We start from the raw sequence: 17,482 nt of genomic DNA, 5'->3' as shown, positions 1-17,482 counted from the left end.
TATGCAGATCAAACCGCTTAGATTTGCCTTTAAAAACAAACGCTTATAAATCGGAGAAACCAAGGGGGTGGCATGAAAAGGGCGGAGCTCATCCTTCTGGGTATAACGGCAATATGGGGCTTCACCTTCCCGGCCATGAAGGTCAGTCTGTCCTATATGCCACCAATCCTCTTTTTAGCGTACCGTTTTGGAATAGCCTCCCTCCTGATGCTCCTCATTTTCAGAGGAAGGGCCCTTAAGAAGGATACTTTACTGGAAGGGGCTCTCCTGGGCATTACCCTATTCTTCGGGCATGGATTTCAAATTGTTGGCCTGAAATACACGAGCGCCTCAAATTCGGCCTTTATAACCTCGCTCTATGTGGTCTTCACGCCTTTCATAGCCTACTTCATGCTTGGAGACAGGTTGAGAAGGAGGGATTTTCTCTCGCTCGGAATAGCAGTGCTGGGGCTCTATCTCATCTCGGGGGCGAGCTTAAACTTTAACTATGGAGACCTGCTCACCGTCCTCTGTGCGCTTTCTTTTGCATTCCAGATAGTGCTTGTCCAGAAGTTCGGTGAAAAGGACCATGTAAGCCTGGCATTCTGGCAGATTTTCTGGAATTTCGTACTCTCCTCCATCTATGCCCTTTCCGTTGAAGGCTTCACCCTTCCAGTGAACCCGTATCCATGGATGGGCATACTCTACACCGGCGTTCTTGCAACCGTCATTGCCTTCACACTCCAGTTGAAATATCAAAAAGAGACTAAGGCACATAAAGCTGCCGTTATATACTCCTCTGAACCCATATTCGGGCATATATCCGCTTTTATAACCATTGGAGAAGTCTTAAGCGGCAGGGGATATCTGGGGGCTCTGCTTATACTCGGGGCGATCTGGAACGAGATAAGAAACTAACCATGCTATTCACAACCATTATGTTATTAAGCTCTCCAGAAGGTGGAGCTCTTTCTCTTCCCATGCACCTTTCTCCAAAACCAGAATCAGAACCCCCTCATAAAGAGTGGCGTAGTCCTTTAAAGAAGCCAGGAATTTCACCAGCGCTTTAAAGCCGTTGTACGTTTTTAAATACTCCGGGCAGTCTATTAGAAGGACGCCTTCAAATCCCTTTTCATGAGCTTCTCTGAAGTATCGGGAAGCCATTTCCGCCATCTTGCCCAGATTGGTTGGAGAAATCGCATTCTGTTCCGTTGCGTTTGTTATAAAAAACTTTTTCCATGTTTCCGGAACCTCGGGGTTTCTCACAAATGCCAGAACCGGAACTTCCCTTAAAGTTTCTTTCAATCCTGGATATTCCTGCGATGTTATTATCATAACCCCGGGCTTTAAGTTGAGCTCGACTGCAGGTTTTTCAAATTTTATAAATTCCTCGGTGAAAACAAACCTCACCATTATGTAAGCCGAGAGAACCGTTAAAAAGGCTCCTAAAGTGAAGCCTATTGGGGCAAACCACGCCACCTGCCTCAGCACTGGATAATCCAGCTCGTGCAACCCCTGAATTGAGAGTACAGCCCCCAGATACAGGGCGTTGCTGTCGTATGTCCCCCTCGCATACAGCAGTAAAACCCCGGAGAAGAATATGAAGAGTGCGGAAAAGGCATATGGAAGACCCAAAATCACGAACCAGTCGGAGGAGTATCCGAAATTTCCGAGGAAGATCGTGTAGATTGACATTATAACCGGTGCTATTGAGACAATCTTGAACCCTTCAGCCAGAATGCCGTTCTCATTTAAAAGTTCAATAACACCATAGAAGAGGAATGTCGCCCAAAAAGCCTCTGCAAGTGAGAGAAGGTATGGATTTTCCAGCATATCCGATAGAATAGAGAAGGATGCAGCCAGCCATGAGAGAGACCAGCAAAGTGCGGGTTTCCTTTGATATTTCAGGTACACGTACGCCAGCATTCCAAAGGCAACCACCTTGATTAAAAAGTTTAAGGATTGTCCCCAAAGGAGCAACGCCGGGTTCACAGCATCACCAGTATTAATGTTAACTTAAAAGTATATAACCACTTCGGTTCATATTAACGTCAGTCCATTAAGGAGGTAACCTGAGTTGCTTCTAAAGGAGGAGGTATATGTAGGCAACTCCAAGGAGGAAGAGAACTAAGGCAGGGAGCAGCATTTTTTTATAGACTCCCCCGAGCTCTGCTTTGTAGTACTCCGCGGAGAAGATCAGGCACAGATGTACCGGGCTGAAGAGCATTCCCATATAGCCGCTCAGGTATGCGAGGGCGATTTTGTCAAAGCCGGTGAAGAAGGGGGCGAGAAGGGGAAACGTCATCCCCACGTATGCAAAGCTGATTCCCGTAATAAGACCCACGATGAATGGCGTAATCGTTATAACAAGCACTATGGGAAGATTGAGCCCAAGGATTGTTTTTGGGAGCGTTTCAACGGCTCCGGTAACATCCAGAAGATCCTTGAAATACATGACCGATAGCAGAAGGAATATTATCCCCGGCTGGAGGGCATGCTTTACGACCTCCTTCTTGTTAACTTTCCCGAAATAGGGCACCAGAGCCGATAGAAACCCTATAAACGCCCCATAGACCATATCATAGCCAAGGATTATGGAGACCGTGATTATCACGAGAATCGGGTACGTGCTCTTCAGGAAGAGCTTTAAACCCTCCTTTCTGTTGCCCTTCTCCTCATCGCGGATTTCTATGGGCTTCAAAAGGAAGAGATAACCCACAACAACCATTATGATCGTGAGGGCAAACATCTTGCTGCTGAACTCTCTAATCGACAGCCCGAGAATGGCCGATGCTATGATTATAGCCTGATACATGGGCCACGAGTGCTCCCATATGTGCCTGAACCAGTAGTTTATGAGGGTCTTCTCTTCGGGAGAAATTCCAAGCCTGTCTGCAACCCCCTCAATCATTGGGGCGGAAACCAGGGCGCCAGCAGGCATTGGCATAAGACCTATTAAAGCCGGAAGGGCAGCCAGAGAATACTTTTCGCTCGGGAATAACTCCTTAGCCGCTTTCTCCATGTATTTTAAGTAGCCTATCTGGGAGAAAACATTTGCAAGGGCCATTATTGAGACTATTATCAAAATCAGCCTTACGGTGCCCCATGATGTTATGGACTCGTAGAGGGTGTTTAAGAGATCAGCTGGTTCTAATCCAAACAGCAGCCCGAGAGTAAGAGAGCCCGTGAAAATCGAGAGCCCGATGTTAACCTTAAGCCTTATCAGGAGTATGATAAAGATAAAGGATGCAATAAGGTAGAGGAGCCCGTTCATGGCTTTCACCGGGGTATTAATGTGTAGACGCCTATCTTATCGTTCTTTATAAGGTTATCCCTCATCCGGAGTTTGCAATGACCGGTAGGTTGGATGGAGCCATATAAAACTGGGGTCGGGTTATTCTTCAGGAACTGGTTTACCGAAAGGATAATTCATTGGGAGTGAAGATTCTTTTAATTATCCCCTCCATCTTCAGGTAGATTATCAGGAAGATTATCTGGAATATGGGAAGCACAGCAGCAGGAATGGCCATAAGTGGCTGGAAGGCGATTGTAGCCAGGGCTATAGCCGTTCCGTTGTTCTTCCCGGTGCTGAGGAAGATTATGCCCATGTGTTCCTCGTAGGAGAGACCGGAAGCCCTGTCTATAACCGTGCCGAGGAACAGCTGAATCGCCATGTAAAGCACGTTTATAACGGCGAGATCGACTATCAGTGTCCACTTCTTCGAAAGGAGCGGCGCCTTCATGAAGAATATCAGGCCAACGAGGAGAAGCATGGTGGTCATCGTCACGGTGGAAAACAGCGGTTTCAGGCTTACGAAGTATCTTTCACCCTTCCTTTTTACTATCAGGCGTCTTGTGAGGTCGCCGAGGATCATCGGGAGTATCAGGACCAGAAAGACCGTCCTGAGGAGCATGGCTAAAGGAACTGGAACTGTAGAGGCACCGAGGATGTGGAGCCAGAGGGGGAGCATGATCGGGATCAGCAGGAAGTTTATTCCCAGCGTTACCGTGGCAAGCTTCAGATCGCCGCCAGCCAGACCCGTGTAGCCAATGCTCATCGACGAACCCGGGACGAGCATCACGAGGAGGAAGCCGAGGGCGAGGTTTGGATCGTGAATGAATCCCTTAACAAGCAGGTAAGCTATTATTGGGGTTAGGAAGAAGTTGTATGCCAAACTCAAGAGGACAGGTTTCGGCCGGGTTACAACTTCGGGCAGCTCTTTAAAGTTCAGGTTTATCATCATTGGATATATCATAAGGAAGACCAGTACCGTGGCTAAATTACTTAGGGAAGGCTTGTGGGCTGATGCAAAGCCGGGAGCAGTCATTCCTAAGGCCCAACCAATCACTATTGCGAGCAGCGAGTACCAGAGCAGGTTCTTCTTCAGGTGACGGGCAATGTTTTCCATCATTCTTAACACCTCCTTTTTGTGCATATGCACAAAGCTTTAAAAAGCTTTTGCTGATGACCGGCGGATCTTAGGAACCGCCTTACTTTCAAACCTACCCTTTAATCTCTCCCAATGTGACGAGCAGCTCTTTCCACGCTTTCAAGGTTCCACATTTCGTATGAAGCTTTTTCCAAACGTTTAAAAGCTTTTCTATTGGTGTTCTTTACTGGACAATTTTGTTACCCCTCTTCGACCAGAAAACCTTCCCGCTTTGAAGCTCTGTAGTTTCCCCACCCGTCTGCGACCCCGTGGAAGTCCCGGAGGTTTACCGGATCCAAGGCAGGCAATAATGCGTCTTCTTAACCCATGAACAACCGAACGTCCGGGAACAAAAACCTTATAAGTGGGCGTCCCAATTTTGACCGATACCCATGAGGGGGGAGTGTTTTATCCTTCGCTTCGCCCGTTTCGTGGCCTGAATCCCCCTTTTCCGGGTTAGCCATGATTACATTTCTGGAGGGGTTCTAAAATGATAAAGGGACCGGAGTTCAGGGAGTACAGTCCCGGGAAGCTCGAGGAAAAGGTGGAGCGTTTTTGGGCTGAAAACAACGTGTATGAAAAGGTGAAGAAGAGCAGGGCAGAGGGACCGAAGTACTACTTCCTCGACGGCCCGCCGTACGTAAGCGGGGCGATACACCTCGGCACCGCCTGGAACAAGATAATCAAGGACATGATAATCCGCTTCAGGACGATGCAGGGCTACAACGTCAGGAGACAGCCGGGCTTCGACATGCACGGCCTCCCGATAGAGGTGAAGGTGGAGCAGGCCCTTGGGCTTAGGATAAAGAAGGACATAGAGAGGACGATAGGCGTTGATAACTTCATAAAGAAGTGCAAGGAGTTCGCCCTCAACAACCTGAAGACGATGACGGAGCAGTTCAGGATGCTCGGCGTCTGGATGGACTGGGACAACCCCTACATGACGATAAAGAACGAGTACGTCGAATCGGGCTGGTTCACCTTGAAGAGGGCATGGGAGAAGGGACTGCTCGAGAAGGACAAGAGGGTTCTCCACTGGTGCCCCAGATGTGAAACGGCTCTGGCAGAACACGAGGTCAGGGGCGAGTACAAGCTGAGGAAAGACCCGAGCGTATACGTGAAGTTCCCGATCGAGGGGAAGGAGAGGGAGTACCTCCTCGTGTGGACCACAACCCCCTGGACGCTTCCGGCCAACCTCGCCATCACGGTTCACCCGGAGTACGACTATGCTAAAGTCAGGGTTAGGGGAGAAGAGGGAGAGGAGTACTGGATAATAGCGAAGGCCCTCGTGGAGAGGGTTCTAAATGAGGTCGGAGTTGAGGGCGAGGTGGTGGAGGAGTTCAGGGGAGAGGAACTCAAAGGAACCCGCTACGTCCACATCCTGATGGACGAGTATCCCGCCCAGAGAGCCTTTCGGGAGGAGTACGAGTGGACTCACCGCGTGATCCTCGGCGAGCACGTAACACTTGAGGACGGTACGGGGCTTGTTCACACGGCCCCGGGCCACGGCGAGGAAGACTTCGAGGTGGGCAGGGAGTACGGCCTTCCCGTTTACAGCCCGGTGGACGACGAGGGACGCTATACCGAGGGCAAATGGAAAGGGGTCTATGTGAAGGACGCCGATCCGGAGATAATAGAGCACCTCCGTGAAAAGGGCTACCTCGTGAAGGCCGGGACGATAGAGCACAAGTACCCCCACTGCTGGCGCTGTAAGACGCCCCTCATATTCCGCGCCACCGATCAGTGGTTCCTCAAGGTGAGCAGGGTCAAAGACAGGATAATAGCGGAGAACGACGAGAAGGTCAGGTGGTACCCGGACTGGGTGAAGGTAAGGTACGACAACGGGGTGCTCAACTCCGGCGACTGGGTCATAAGCAGGCAGCGTTACTGGGGAATACCCCTCCCGATATGGGAGAGCGAGGACGGCGAGATACACGTGGTCGGTTCCTTCAAAGAACTTGTGGAGCTCAGCGTGGCGATAGAGGTCAACGGTGAGCGCATTGAACTTCCAGAGGAATACGACGAGAAGCTCAGGGTCATAGAGGAGAAACTTGGGCCGGAGGACCTGCACAGGCCCTACGTCGATGCCTTCATCATAAGGGTTAACGGCAGGGAGATGCGCCGTGTAAAGGACGTTATCGACGTATGGTTCGACAGTGGGATAGCCAGCTGGGCTTCCCTAAACTACCCGAGGACGGAGGAGGAATTCAGGGAACTCTGGCCGGCCGATTTCATCGTCGAAGGCGAGGATCAGGTTACCAAGTGGTTCTACTCCCAGCAGGCTGCTTCAGTTATAGCCTTCGATACCGTTCCCTACAGGAACGTCGCAATGCACGGCTACGTTCTGGACGAGAAGGGAGACAAGATGAGCAAGAGCCTCGGGAACATCATAAGGCCCGAGGAGGTCATCCAGAAGGAAGGAAGGGACCCCTTCAGGTTCTACATGCTCTGGGCCACGAACCCGTGGGAGAACCTCAGGTTCAGCTGGAAGGGTCTGGAGCAGGTCAAGAGGATGCTCAACATACTGTGGAACGTTTACATCCTCGGCTCGACCTACATGAGTCTCGACGGCTTCAATCCCTCGGAGATAAAGGGAGAGCTCCCCCTCAGGGAGGAGGACAGGTGGATACTGAGCAGGGTCAACAGGCTCATCGAGGAGGTCACGGAGGGCGTGGAAACCTTCAGGCTCACGAAAGCCACGAGGGCGATATACAACTTCGTCGTCGAGGACCTGAGCAGGTGGTACGTCAGGCTCATAAGGAAACGCATGTGGGTTGAGGGCGACGATCCGGACAAGCTCGCGGCCTACATGACCCTCTGGAAGGTCTTCGACGTTCTTATGAGGCTGATGGCCCCCTTCACCCCCTACATAACGGAGGAGATATACCAGAACATGCTGAGGCCCTTCCTCGGCGTTGAGAGCGTCCACATGCTTGACTGGCCGGAAATCGATGAGAACTCGATGGACGAAGAGCTGGAGCGCGAGATGGAGGCTGTCAGGAAGATCGTTGAAGCCGGTTCAAGCGCCAGACAGAGGGCGGGGATAAAGCTCCGCTACCCCGTCAGGAGGATAACGATTGAGACGGAGGACGAAACGGTTGAGAGGGCAGTTGAGAGGCTCAACGGTATCCTAAGGGAGCAGCTAAACGCCAAGGAAGTGACCGTCGGGAAGGTGAAGCTGGAGAGGATCATAAAGCCGAACTTCGCAAAGATAGGACCCGAGTTCAGGGGGGACTCCAGACTCGTAACCGGATGGATAGAGGAGCACGGGGAGGAGCTCTACGAGAAGGGCGAGATGGAAGTAACCGTTGGAGGAAAAACCTTCCGCCTTACGAGGGAGCACCTGAACGTGGAGGAGAAACTGCCCGATTTCCTCGTCGCGGAAGACTTCGAGGGCGGAAGGGTATTCGTGGACAGAACCCTTACGAGGGAGCTCCTCGCCGAGGGCCTTGCGAGGGAGTTCGTCAGGAGGATTCAGGAGATGCGCAAGAGACTCGACCTCGACGTGAACGACAGGATAGCGGTGACCATAGAGACGAGCGAGGAGAACCGGGAACTGCTCGAGGAAAACCTCGATTACATAATGGGAGAAACGAGGGCCGTTGAGCTAACCTTCGGGAAAGCCCGGGGCTACGTCGTGGAATGGCCGGAAGTTAATGCCAGGATAGGCATCGAAAAGGTTCAGGAGTGATCCTTTCTCCTTTTTTATCCCCGGATTTTATCCCGGGAGCATCATGGAAGGGGAGTTCTCTCCACCTCCATTCTGTCCCACGTTGGGTACTCCTCGATTATGAAGAACCTTACGTCACCCTCGATGGCCTCCGCGAGCTCCACGGCAACCTCCTCGGGCATCTCTATCCTGCCCTTCTCCCGGTTAACGTGGAGCCACTCGGCCGGAACCCCAGCTTCCTCAACGAGCAGGGTGTAAAGACCGTCCAGATCCTCGTATTCGGCTATTCCAAAGCGGAGCGTTCCGTCTTCGGTTACCTCCATGTAAGGTCTGGCCACGTTTCTGGCCATTCTCCTGAGCCTGTTCCTGAGCTGGACAGCATCTTTAAGCTTCGCCGTGCAGAGGTGGTAGCTCAGGGAGGTGTTAACCTCGCCCCACTCGAGGAGCCTCAGACCCTCTTCAAGGGAGCCCCTTATGGCGGCACTCTCGTCGCTCACCGGGGAGTATCCCCAATTGAGGATGGCCCTGAGGTTCGTTTCGCTGAACTCGAGCTCGTTCACGTTCAGGAACTTCGCCCCGAGGCCGTCGAGGAACCCGGCGTACCACTTCATCCTCTCGAGCTGACCCGGTACGGCCGGAATCTCCCCGCCGACGTCCCAGTCGAACTCGAAGGCATTCCGGATGTTCCTTATCTCCAGCTCGAACAGTTTCGAGCCGGGGTTGAAGAGATCGGGATGAAAGCGTATCTCGTCCAGCCCGGCATCGTAGAGTCTTTCGAGGTTCCGGATCGTTGCAAGGGCTCCCGTTGTGTAGAGGTGGACGTGAAAGCCCTCTCCAAAGGCCTCCTTCAGGATGCGGATGTACTCAACGGTTCTCTCGAGTCTCGCCAGAGGATCGCCACCCGTAACGCCGGCTCCCCTGGCGTTCTGGAGTCTCGCTTCGACTATGGCATCCTGAGGATTTTTCACGGGCCTCTCGTTGGCATACACGACATCTCCCCGCCTCTTCTCGCTCAGAGGGCAGTAGAAGCAGTTCCTCGGACAGACTCCAGTCGTGAAGAGGACGAGCTTCTCTCCCCTAACGCACAGCCTGCAGCCCTCGGGGAGCTCTCCAACGACGTAGGAAACGTAAGGCGTCTCGCTTACCATCAACGCACCTCCGGTCCCGGAGGGGTGGGAGGACTTAAAAAGGTTGGCGGACAGAGTTGTGTGATGCCTATGGGAGAGAAGCCGAAGTACCTGCCGCCCACCCTGAGGGATAAGCACCGGTACATAGCCTTTCAGGTGATCGGGGAGAGGCCCTTCAGCGGGGATGAGATAAAAAAGGCAATATGGGACGCGAGCCTGCTGGCCCTCGGTTTTCTCGGCTCCGCAAGGGCCAAACCGTGGTTCATAAAGTTCGATAAAAAGAGCCAGACGGGTATCGTCAGGGTCGATAGAAGGCACGTTGAAGAGCTCCGCTTTGCCCTTACCATGGTTACGGAGATAAATGGCTCGCGGGCCATCTTCAGAACCCTTGGAGTTTCCGGAACGATAAAAAGGTTGAAAAAGAAGTTCCTGTCCGAATACGGCTGGGATTAACGTAGGAAGGGAACCGCCCTGTCAACGGCACCCTCGTAGACCTTCAGATACCTCCTGCAGGCCTTCTCCCACGTGAACTCCTCTCTTCCCCGTTTCCTCCCGTTTTTCCTGAGTCTTTCCAGCGTTTCCCCGTCAAGGCCAGCCGCTTCTACCATTGCCCTCGCGAGTGCAAGCGCATCCCCCGGGGGGACCAGCAGTCCGGTTGCGTTCTCAGGGTCGAGGTTAAGGTCCACGATGGTGTCCTTTATGCCCCCCACGGAACTGCCCAGGGGTATCGCCCCGAGGCACATGGCCTCGAGCTGTACCAGACCGAAGGGCTCGAAGTGGGAGGGAATCACCACGAAATCGACCGAACCATAGAGCTCCCTGACGGTCTCCCTGCTCAGGAGTTCCGTGATAACCCTCACGTTCTCCGGGAAGCGATTCTGAAGGGCTCTGGCAAGTTTTTCCAGCTCCGGATCCCCCTTTCCGATTATCAGGAACCTCATCCCCTCGAAGATCGGGTCCGAGGAGAGGATTTCTATCGCATGAAGGAGCGTGTCAACCCCCTTCTGGGACCTGTCGAAACGGCCTATGAACATGAAGGTCGTTCCGTCCCTGAGGCCGAAGCGCTCCAGAACGAGCCTCCGCCTTTCCTCCCTCGGGAGGTCCTTCGTCTCCATGAGCTCCTCGTTCCAGAAGGAGCAGTCTATACCGTTGAAGACGTGCGTAACCTTTCCGTCAAAGTTTTTGAAGAACTCCCACTCTTCCCACAGGTAGCTTCTGCTAACGGTCGTTACAGCATCCGCCACGTAGCCGGCCGTGTGTTCCGGGTCCAGCTCGGGGTAGGGGGCTAACTCGCCGAGGTTGGCCTCGCGGAAGTACTCGCTCGAGATCCTTGCCCTGTTGAGCCTGTGGACTGTGAAAATACTCCTTATCCCAAAGTACTTCTTCAGAAGACCGAGGGCAAAGACGACGTGCCAGTCGTGGGCGTGGATGACGTCCGGTTTAAATTCGCCGATGAGCTCGTTCATGAGCCCGACGCTGGCCTTACCAAAGAGGACGGTCTTCCTGAGAAGAGCCTCCCAGTTGGGGCCGTAAACATCGGGTTCGCTGAGCAAACCCCCTCCGAGCGAGTAGACGGTGACGCCCTGCTCCACCCTCTTCCTCACGGTTATCCCGATTGATTCCCCGAAGGCTGAGACGTTAAAAGACCCCACAACTTCCCCGAGTCCCCTGCCGTGATCGGGCGTGAAAACGACGACCTCGTTTCCGAGCTTCCTTAGCCCGGTGGCTATGCTCGTTATAGCCTCTGCAAGACCCCCCACCTTGACCGGGAGGTATTCGAAGCCTATGATCAGTATTTTCATCTCCCTCACCCCGGAAAGAGGGTTCACTCGAGGAGGATGAACTTCTCCCCCTCAACGTCCTCGAAGTAACTGCCGATGCCACCGACCTTCCAGTCCCTTCCATCCGCCCTAACGCTCACGCTGGCCGTCAGGGGGGTGTACTCATAGGCCGTTATCTCGCCCCTCAGGGTTACCGGTTCCCTGCTCTCCACGAGTCTGCCGACCACCTCAGCCTCTCTCGGGAGACTGGTGAACTTCAGGGTCGTTATCAGGGTTCTGATGTTTACAAGGGACAGGGGCTTCGGCAGGGATTCGTACCTCAGGGGTTTCAGCAGGGTGCTGTTGTCGAAGTAGATCGTGTAGAACCAGTGCATGTAGTTCTGGATTACCCGGGGGCTCTTCGCCCAGAAGGAATAGAACTTCTCACGCCGCCTGTCCCGGGGAAGGGCTCCGAAGAACAGGGCGTAGTCAAGGTCGCCGATTATCCAGCTGGCCATAAGCCATGGGGCGCCTCCACTCCGGGCGAGGATGATGTTATCCCTCTCGAGCCAGTCCGGGATTTCCTCAAAGTTACTTACTATGACGAAGATTACGTCCTTTCTGGCGCGTATTTCGCCTTTAAGGAGCTTGAGGAACCTTAGGGGGGTGTTTATGAGAACCTCGTGTTTGGCCGTCCTGATGACGTATCCCGCGCGTTCGAGGGTGTTATCAAAACCCTGAATCGTCCATATCTCGGGTAAATCTTCGCCGTGCACCTCACGATAGAGCTCGAGAAAAGCCGTCTTCAGATCCTCGATGTCCTTTATGAACTCGTCCTTTATCTTCTCGAGGATCACCTCAGGGTTGACGGGCTTGTACAGCCTCGGCGTCCCCTGCATCACATCCACAAAACCCCTCCTGTGGAGGGAGCTGAGGACGTCGTAAACCCTCGTGTGGGGAATCCCGCTCTCCCGGGTTATCTCGGTGGCCTTGCTCGGACCGAGCTTCAGAAGGGTTATGTATGCCAGAGCCTCATACTTCGTCAGTCCGAGCCTTTGAAGTTTCTCGATTATCTCCTTCTCCATCATGTTGAGACCTCCGTATAGGATTCACGAAAGAGGGTTTATTCATCGATGGTGATACTTAAAAGGGATGTGTATAAAATTTTCGGCTCAGGTTTTTCCTCAGCGGCTCTGAGAACACCGGCCGAAGGGATCACCCGGGAATACCGACGTTGTAAAAGGGAAAGGAGGTTCAGCTTAGGGGTCCCTGCGCATCCTCCTGAGTATCAGGGGTGCCACCGCTATGAGCCCGATGAACCCCGGCCCACAGATTCCTGAACCTTCTGAAGGGGTTTCTCCTGTTGGAGGCTCTGTGGAAGTCACTCCACCGGTTTGGGATCCTGTAGTTTCCCCACCCGTCTGAGACCCCGTGGAAGTCCCGGAGGATTGCCATATCAGTTTCAGCTTAACCCCGGTATCGTGGACCACGCAGCCGGTTTCCCTAACTTTCACCGCCCCTTTCATCACCCGCCCGGGATAGTCCCTGACCTCGGGATCAACATCGCTGACCTCGAGCTTCACACTCCGCCAGCCCTCCTTCGTGGAGTATCCCGGGACGTCCCCGACATCGAACCTCGCAACGAGGAGGCTGTCCCCCTCCAGTCCTATGCCCACGAGTGCGACGGTTCCATCGGGGGCCATTCCCGTATTCACGCCATCCACGCTCTCGTCGTAGGCAAAGTTCCAGTAGCCGGTCCCGGCCCACTTCAGTTTTCCGTCCGGCGAGAGCAGGAAGAGGTAGTTTCCAGCCACCAGAATGTCGCCCTCTTTCGTCGGGGCTATGGAGTCTGCCTCGTTGTTCAGCCCATCACTTACCTTCCCAAAGGTCTTTGCCCATTCAACGCTCCCGTTACCGTCGAGTTTCAGTACCAAAGCCTCGTCTAGACCACCCTCCCTGAAGCTCTCAGTGACTCCTCCGACCAGTATTTCATCGTCGTGGGTTGTGGTGATGGAGAGCCCCTCGTCTATATCGTCTCCCCCGTAGGTCTTCGCCCACCTCAGGTTGCCCTCTGGATCAAGACGGAGAACGAGTAAATCGTGATCGCTTGTATCGGTTTCAACCAGTCCCACCACCACAGCGTCCCCGTTTGGGGCGATGGCAACCGCACTGGCATCCTCCTCGTACTTCCTCCCGTAGGTTATCTGCCACCTGACGTTGCCATCCGGATCGAGGCGGGCCACCCATACGTCTCCGGGTCCACCGTGGGTGGGTGCGTTGGTGTAGCCGGCGATTACGATATCCCCGTCTGGAGCCACCGCAACGGCACTGGCGATGTGAGTGTATTCGTTCCCGTACATCCTCTGCCATCTGACGTTTCCATCGGGGTCAAGGCGGAGGAGCCATGCACGGTACACCTCAACGCCGAAGCTTGCGGTATATCCCGCCACGATTGCATCGCCATTGGGCGCCACCCCAGTAGCTATCGCCTCATCCCATTCGCTGCCACCGTAGGTTTTCTGCCATTTTACGGTGCCGTTCTCGTCGAACCTCAGCACCCAGACGTCTCCGTTGGTCCCCAGTTTTTCGGTGTAGCCCGCAGCTATGATGTCCCCGTTTGGGGCAACCGCAACGCCCCAGGGGGTGTCGTAACTCTCACCGCCGTACGTTTCGGCCCAGTACCCTCTTTCGGCCTTTACATTTGGTAGTGCGAAGAGGGCAAGCGTCAAAAATACCGCCAGAAGGAACGAAGCCGGCCTTCCCATCTCAACCACCATTTTGAACCTTTCAATGAATTAATCCGTCATTCTATAAATCCCTTTGGTTCGCTTCAAACCCCCCTGTAGCGTTCTTTATGGATTCGTAAACCGATGCGAATGTTCATCGGGTACCTCCATGAGCACGCTCTATATACCTGAACATGAAAGCGCAAGGTATATATATCACTCACGATGATACTACACTGCCAAAATTCAGGTAGGTGATAACGAATGAGGAAAGGACTGTTTGCATTACTTCTGGTTGGTGTTTTGGTTTTGGGAGTGGTGGCCAGCGGATGCATAAGCGGTGGGGAAACTACCACAACCAGCACCCCGGCTGGGACCACTTCGTCGACCACCTCCACCATCGAGACCACTACTGAAACCACCACAACCCAAACCACCAGCACCTCCACTGAGACGTCAGCCACGACTTGCGGCAGCGGTAAGGTCGTGATCTGGCACGCCATGCAGCCCAACGAGCTCGAGGTCTTCCAGGGCCTCGCCGAGGAGTACATGGCCGAGTGCCCTGACGTTGAGATAGTCTTCGAGCAGAAGCCCAACCTTGAGGACGCCCTAAAGGCCGCCATCCCCGCGGGCAAGGGACCCGACCTCTTCATCTGGGCCCACGACTGGATAGGAAAGTTTGCGGAGGCTGGCCTCCTCGAGCCCATAGATGACTACGTGACCGATGATGTTCTCAATCAGTTCGCTCCCGCCGCTCAGGAAGCAATCCAGTACAAGGGCCACTTCTACGCCATGCCCTTCGCCGCCGAGACGGTTGCCCTCATATACAACAAGGACATGGTGAACGAACCGCCCAAGACCTTCGACGAGATGAAGGCCATCATGGAGAAGTACACCGATCCTGACAACGAGAAGTACGGAATAGCGTATCCGATTAACGCCTACTTCATCTCGGCATGGGCGCAGGTCTTCGGTGGCTACTACTTCGACGATAAGACCGAACAGCCGGGACTCGACGATCCAAAGACGGTAGAGGGCTTCAAGTTCTTCTTCAGCAGCATATGGCCCTACATGGCCCCGACCGGCGACTACAACACCCAGCAGAGCGTCTTCCTCGAGAAGAGAGCCCCCATGATGGTCAACGGCCCGTGGAGCATAGCGGACGTTAAGAAGGCGGGCATCAACTTCGGCGTCACCCCGCTCCCGCCCGTGACCAAGGACGGAAAGGAGTACTGGCCGAGGCCCTACGGCGGTGTTAAGGACATTTACTTCGTGAAGGGGATCCAGAACAAGGAAGCGGCATGGGGCTTCGTGAAGTGGCTCACCACCAGCCCGGAGGCCATAAAGGAGCTCTCCCTCAAGCTCGGCTACATTCCGGTTCTCAAGCCGGTCCTCGACGATCCGGAGATACAGAAGGATCCGGTTATATACGGTTTCGGACAGGCCGTTCAGCACATGTACCTGATGCCCAAGAGCCCGAAGATGAGCGCGGTCTGGGGCGGTGTTGACGGGGCCATCAACGACATACTTAAGGATCCGGCCAACGCGGACATAGAAGCCATACTCCAGAACCACCAGCAGGAGATCCTTAAGAACATTAACGGATGAACCCTTTCTTTTCTACATTTTTGGAGGGATCGGGATGAAAAAAACCACAACGATCGCCCTGTTCCTAATCCTCCCGGGCATAGCGGCGTTCCTCTTCTTCAACCTGTGGCCGATAGTGTACTCCATCTACCTCGCCTTCACGAACGCCCAGCTCGGGAACTTCCCCGTTCAGGCCCCGCAGGCACCCAAGCTGACCTTCGTGGGGCTGGAGAACTTCAGGTGGATACTAAGCGACGAAAAGTTCAGGAGTGCCTTCGTCTGGACGTGGCTGTTCGTCCTAACGAGCGTTACCCTCAAGGCCCTCGCCGGCATATTCCTCAGCCTTCTCTACAACAGCAGATACGTCAAAGGTAAGAACATCTACAGGTCGCTTCTGATAATTCCCTGGGCGTTGCCCCTGCTCTTTTCTGTTACCGTATGGAAGTTCATGTTCGACCCGATTTTTGGCCCCGTGAATCAGGTTCTCAAGTCCCTGGGGATTCACACGCTCCCGAACTGGATCAACGACCCGGTGTGGGGTTTCGTTGCCCTCAACGTAATCGAGGTGTGGCTCGCGTATCCCTTCATGATGACGGTAATCACCGCCGCCCTCCAGTCGGTTCCGGACACTCTGGTGGAAGCGGCCATAATAGACGGCGCCAACTACTGGCAGAGGATAAGGCACGTTGTCCTTCCGATAATCGGAAAACCGGTAGCGTTCGCCACCATCCTTACCAGCGCCTCCAGTTTCCAGTACTTCATGGTGCCCTACATCTACAACTCCAGCCTCTTCGAAGACAGGTTCCTGCTCCTCTACGGTTTCAGAAAGGCCTTCGGGGCCACACCGCACTACGGAAGGGCCGCGGCGGTCATGGTAATAGCCACCACCGTTCTGGCCGTTTACATGTACGTCAACGTTAGGATAACCAGACTTCAGGAGGGTGCCAGAGGATGAAGAGGAGGAAGGGAGAACTCCTGAAGAGCGCCTCTCTAACCGCACTGGCGGTTTTCGTAATGTTCCTGATACTCTTCCCGGTCTACTACATATTCGTGGTTTCAGTAACCCCCAGCTCCACGCTCGCGACGACGAAGCTTGAATTGTTGCCGCGTAACGCCAGCCTCGACTCCTACAGGGAGGTTCTCTTCGGATTTAGGGGCGGCAAGATAAACGAGAACTTCACCGGAACCATCGAGGGAAACGTCAGGGTGGAAAACGGCATGCTCTACGTAACAGACGGGGTTCTCAGGGGAACCGTAGAGTACGGGCCGTTCACGGGATTGAAGTTCGAGATACCCGTTGAAAAAGCGGTCTTCAAGGTTACTTCCGGAGGGGTTGAGGGGGGAACCTTCAGTGGAGACGTCAGGGGCCTTTTCATCCTCACGAGGATCAACGACGACGGCAGCATAGGCTTTGGAATAGTCAGGAACCTTCAGCTCGAGGATGGTGTTAAGGGAACCCTCGCCCAGGGGCCAACCGGAAGGGACTACATCATCGTCAGAAACTCAGGGAAGGTGGACTTCACCACCATTGGAAAGTTCGTCAACTCGCTGTTCTTCCGCTATTTGAAGAACAGCCTCATAATAGCAACCCTGGCAGTGCTCCTGACACTGCTCTTCGTGGTTCCGGCCGCCTACGCGTTCTCGCGCATGAAGTTCTTCGGAAGGGAGCACATACTGTACTTCTACCTGATGTTCACGCAGGTTGCAGGGGGTCTTGGAATAGCGGGCTTGATAGCCCTCTACGGCATGATAGTGAAGCTCGGCCTCTACGACAAACTGCCCGTTCTGTCCCTCATATACGCCGCCGGTAGCGTTCCCTTCAACACGTGGCTCCTCAAGGGTTACATAGACTCGATAAGCCCCGATTTCGACGAGGCGGCTGTAATCGACGGCGCCAGTTACCTTCAGATAATCAGGCACGTGCTCCTTCCAATGGCCCTGCCGGGAATAGCCACGGTGACGATACTGTCCTTCATAGGCGGCTGGACGGAGTTCATCCTGGCGAGCCTTCTCCTGACGGAGAAGAACCAGCCCATGGCGGTGTGGATATACCTGCTAACGGGCGGTATAGGCAGGGGCATAGACTGGAGCTACTTCGGGGCGGCTGCACTGCTCTTCGCCCTGCCGGTGTTCGTGATGTTTATGCTCGCCCAGAACTACATAAGGAGTGGCCTCACCATGGGAGGCCTGAAGGAATGAGGTG

General features: G+C 54.0%; 13 protein-coding genes. 6 read left to right on the top strand and 7 right to left on the bottom strand.

Annotated features, from left to right (window positions below; genetic code table 11):
* Positions 1-72: 72 nt before the first annotated feature.
* Positions 73-897, top strand: coding sequence for a DMT family transporter (locus tag A3L12_RS02695; protein WP_088882178.1), 825 nt, complete (start codon positions 73-75; stop codon positions 895-897).
* An 18-nt stretch (positions 898-915) separates the two neighbouring features.
* Here A3L12_RS02695 and A3L12_RS02690 read toward each other — a convergent pair whose 3' ends face one another.
* The 3 genes from A3L12_RS02690 to A3L12_RS02680 all read right to left on the bottom strand — a co-directional run bounded on the left by A3L12_RS02690 (position 916) and on the right by A3L12_RS02680 (position 4,391).
* On the bottom strand, positions 916-1,905 hold the full coding sequence (locus tag A3L12_RS02690) for a DUF835 domain-containing protein (RefSeq protein WP_088883201.1): 990 nt from the start codon (positions 1,903-1,905) through the stop codon (positions 916-918).
* Between the two features lie 157 nt (positions 1,906-2,062).
* Positions 2,063-3,253 (bottom strand): TIGR00529 family membrane protein, encoded by a 1,191-nt coding sequence (locus A3L12_RS02685; RefSeq protein WP_088882177.1) that lies wholly within the window; start codon positions 3,251-3,253, stop codon positions 2,063-2,065.
* Positions 3,254-3,392: 139 nt separating this feature from the next.
* On the bottom strand, positions 3,393-4,391 hold the full coding sequence (locus A3L12_RS02680) for an arsenic resistance protein (protein ID WP_198300060.1): 999 nt from the start codon (positions 4,389-4,391) through the stop codon (positions 3,393-3,395).
* A gap of 508 nt (positions 4,392-4,899) precedes the next feature.
* On the opposite strand from A3L12_RS02680, the gene ileS reads away from it, so the two are divergent.
* Positions 4,900-8,100: an isoleucine--tRNA ligase gene (gene ileS / locus A3L12_RS02675; protein WP_088882175.1), complete on the top strand. Its 3,201-nt coding sequence runs from the start codon at positions 4,900-4,902 to the stop codon at positions 8,098-8,100.
* A gap of 41 nt (positions 8,101-8,141) precedes the next feature.
* On the opposite strand, the gene A3L12_RS02670 is transcribed toward ileS, so the two are convergent.
* Entirely contained in the window at positions 8,142-9,227 is a 1,086-nt protein-coding gene (locus tag A3L12_RS02670) for a radical SAM protein (protein ID WP_088882174.1), read from the bottom strand.
* Positions 9,228-9,296: 69 nt separating this feature from the next.
* Here A3L12_RS02670 and A3L12_RS02665 point away from each other — a divergent pair, with 69 nt between their 5' ends.
* Positions 9,297-9,659 carry a ribonuclease P protein component 2 gene (locus A3L12_RS02665; protein WP_088882173.1) on the top strand — a complete coding sequence of 121 codons (363 nt, stop codon included), beginning with the start codon at positions 9,297-9,299 and terminating at the stop codon, positions 9,657-9,659.
* Here the strand turns inward: A3L12_RS02665 and A3L12_RS02660 are convergent.
* The 3 genes from A3L12_RS02660 to A3L12_RS02650 form a co-directional block, all read right to left on the bottom strand.
* Positions 9,656-11,008, bottom strand: coding sequence for a glycogen synthase (locus A3L12_RS02660; RefSeq protein ID WP_088882172.1), 1,353 nt, complete (start codon positions 11,006-11,008; stop codon positions 9,656-9,658). The genes A3L12_RS02665 and A3L12_RS02660 overlap by 4 nt on opposite strands.
* Positions 11,009-11,031: 23 nt before the next feature.
* Positions 11,032-12,054, bottom strand: a complete 1,023-nt coding sequence (locus A3L12_RS02655; RefSeq protein ID WP_088882171.1) for a TrmB family transcriptional regulator — start codon at positions 12,052-12,054, stop codon at positions 11,032-11,034.
* 171 nt (positions 12,055-12,225) lie between these two features.
* On the bottom strand, positions 12,226-13,731 hold the full coding sequence (locus tag A3L12_RS02650) for a hypothetical protein (protein ID WP_232462913.1): 1,506 nt from the start codon (positions 13,729-13,731) through the stop codon (positions 12,226-12,228).
* A 225-nt stretch (positions 13,732-13,956) separates the two neighbouring features.
* On the opposite strand from A3L12_RS02650, the gene A3L12_RS02645 reads away from it, so the two are divergent.
* Genes A3L12_RS02645 through A3L12_RS02635 form a run of 3 tightly spaced genes read left to right on the top strand, consistent with a single transcriptional unit; the run spans position 13,957 to position 17,478 of the window.
* Entirely contained in the window at positions 13,957-15,300 is a 1,344-nt protein-coding gene (locus tag A3L12_RS02645) for an extracellular solute-binding protein (RefSeq protein ID WP_088882169.1), read from the top strand.
* Between the two features lie 34 nt (positions 15,301-15,334).
* Positions 15,335-16,234 carry a carbohydrate ABC transporter permease gene (locus A3L12_RS02640; RefSeq protein WP_088882168.1) on the top strand — a complete coding sequence of 300 codons (900 nt, stop codon included), beginning with the start codon at positions 15,335-15,337 and terminating at the stop codon, positions 16,232-16,234.
* On the top strand, positions 16,231-17,478 hold the full coding sequence (locus A3L12_RS02635; protein WP_088882167.1) for an ABC transporter permease subunit: 1,248 nt from the start codon (positions 16,231-16,233) through the stop codon (positions 17,476-17,478). The genes A3L12_RS02640 and A3L12_RS02635 overlap by 4 nt, the downstream gene beginning before the upstream one ends.
* The last annotated feature ends 4 nt before the right edge of the window (positions 17,479-17,482 follow it).

The sequence above is a fragment of the Thermococcus sp. P6 genome (genome assembly GCF_002214525.1).
Lineage (GTDB): Archaea > Methanobacteriota_B > Thermococci > Thermococcales > Thermococcaceae > Thermococcus.
Note: the sequence above shows the minus strand (reverse complement) of the source record. Positions and strands in the feature narration are given on the sequence as shown.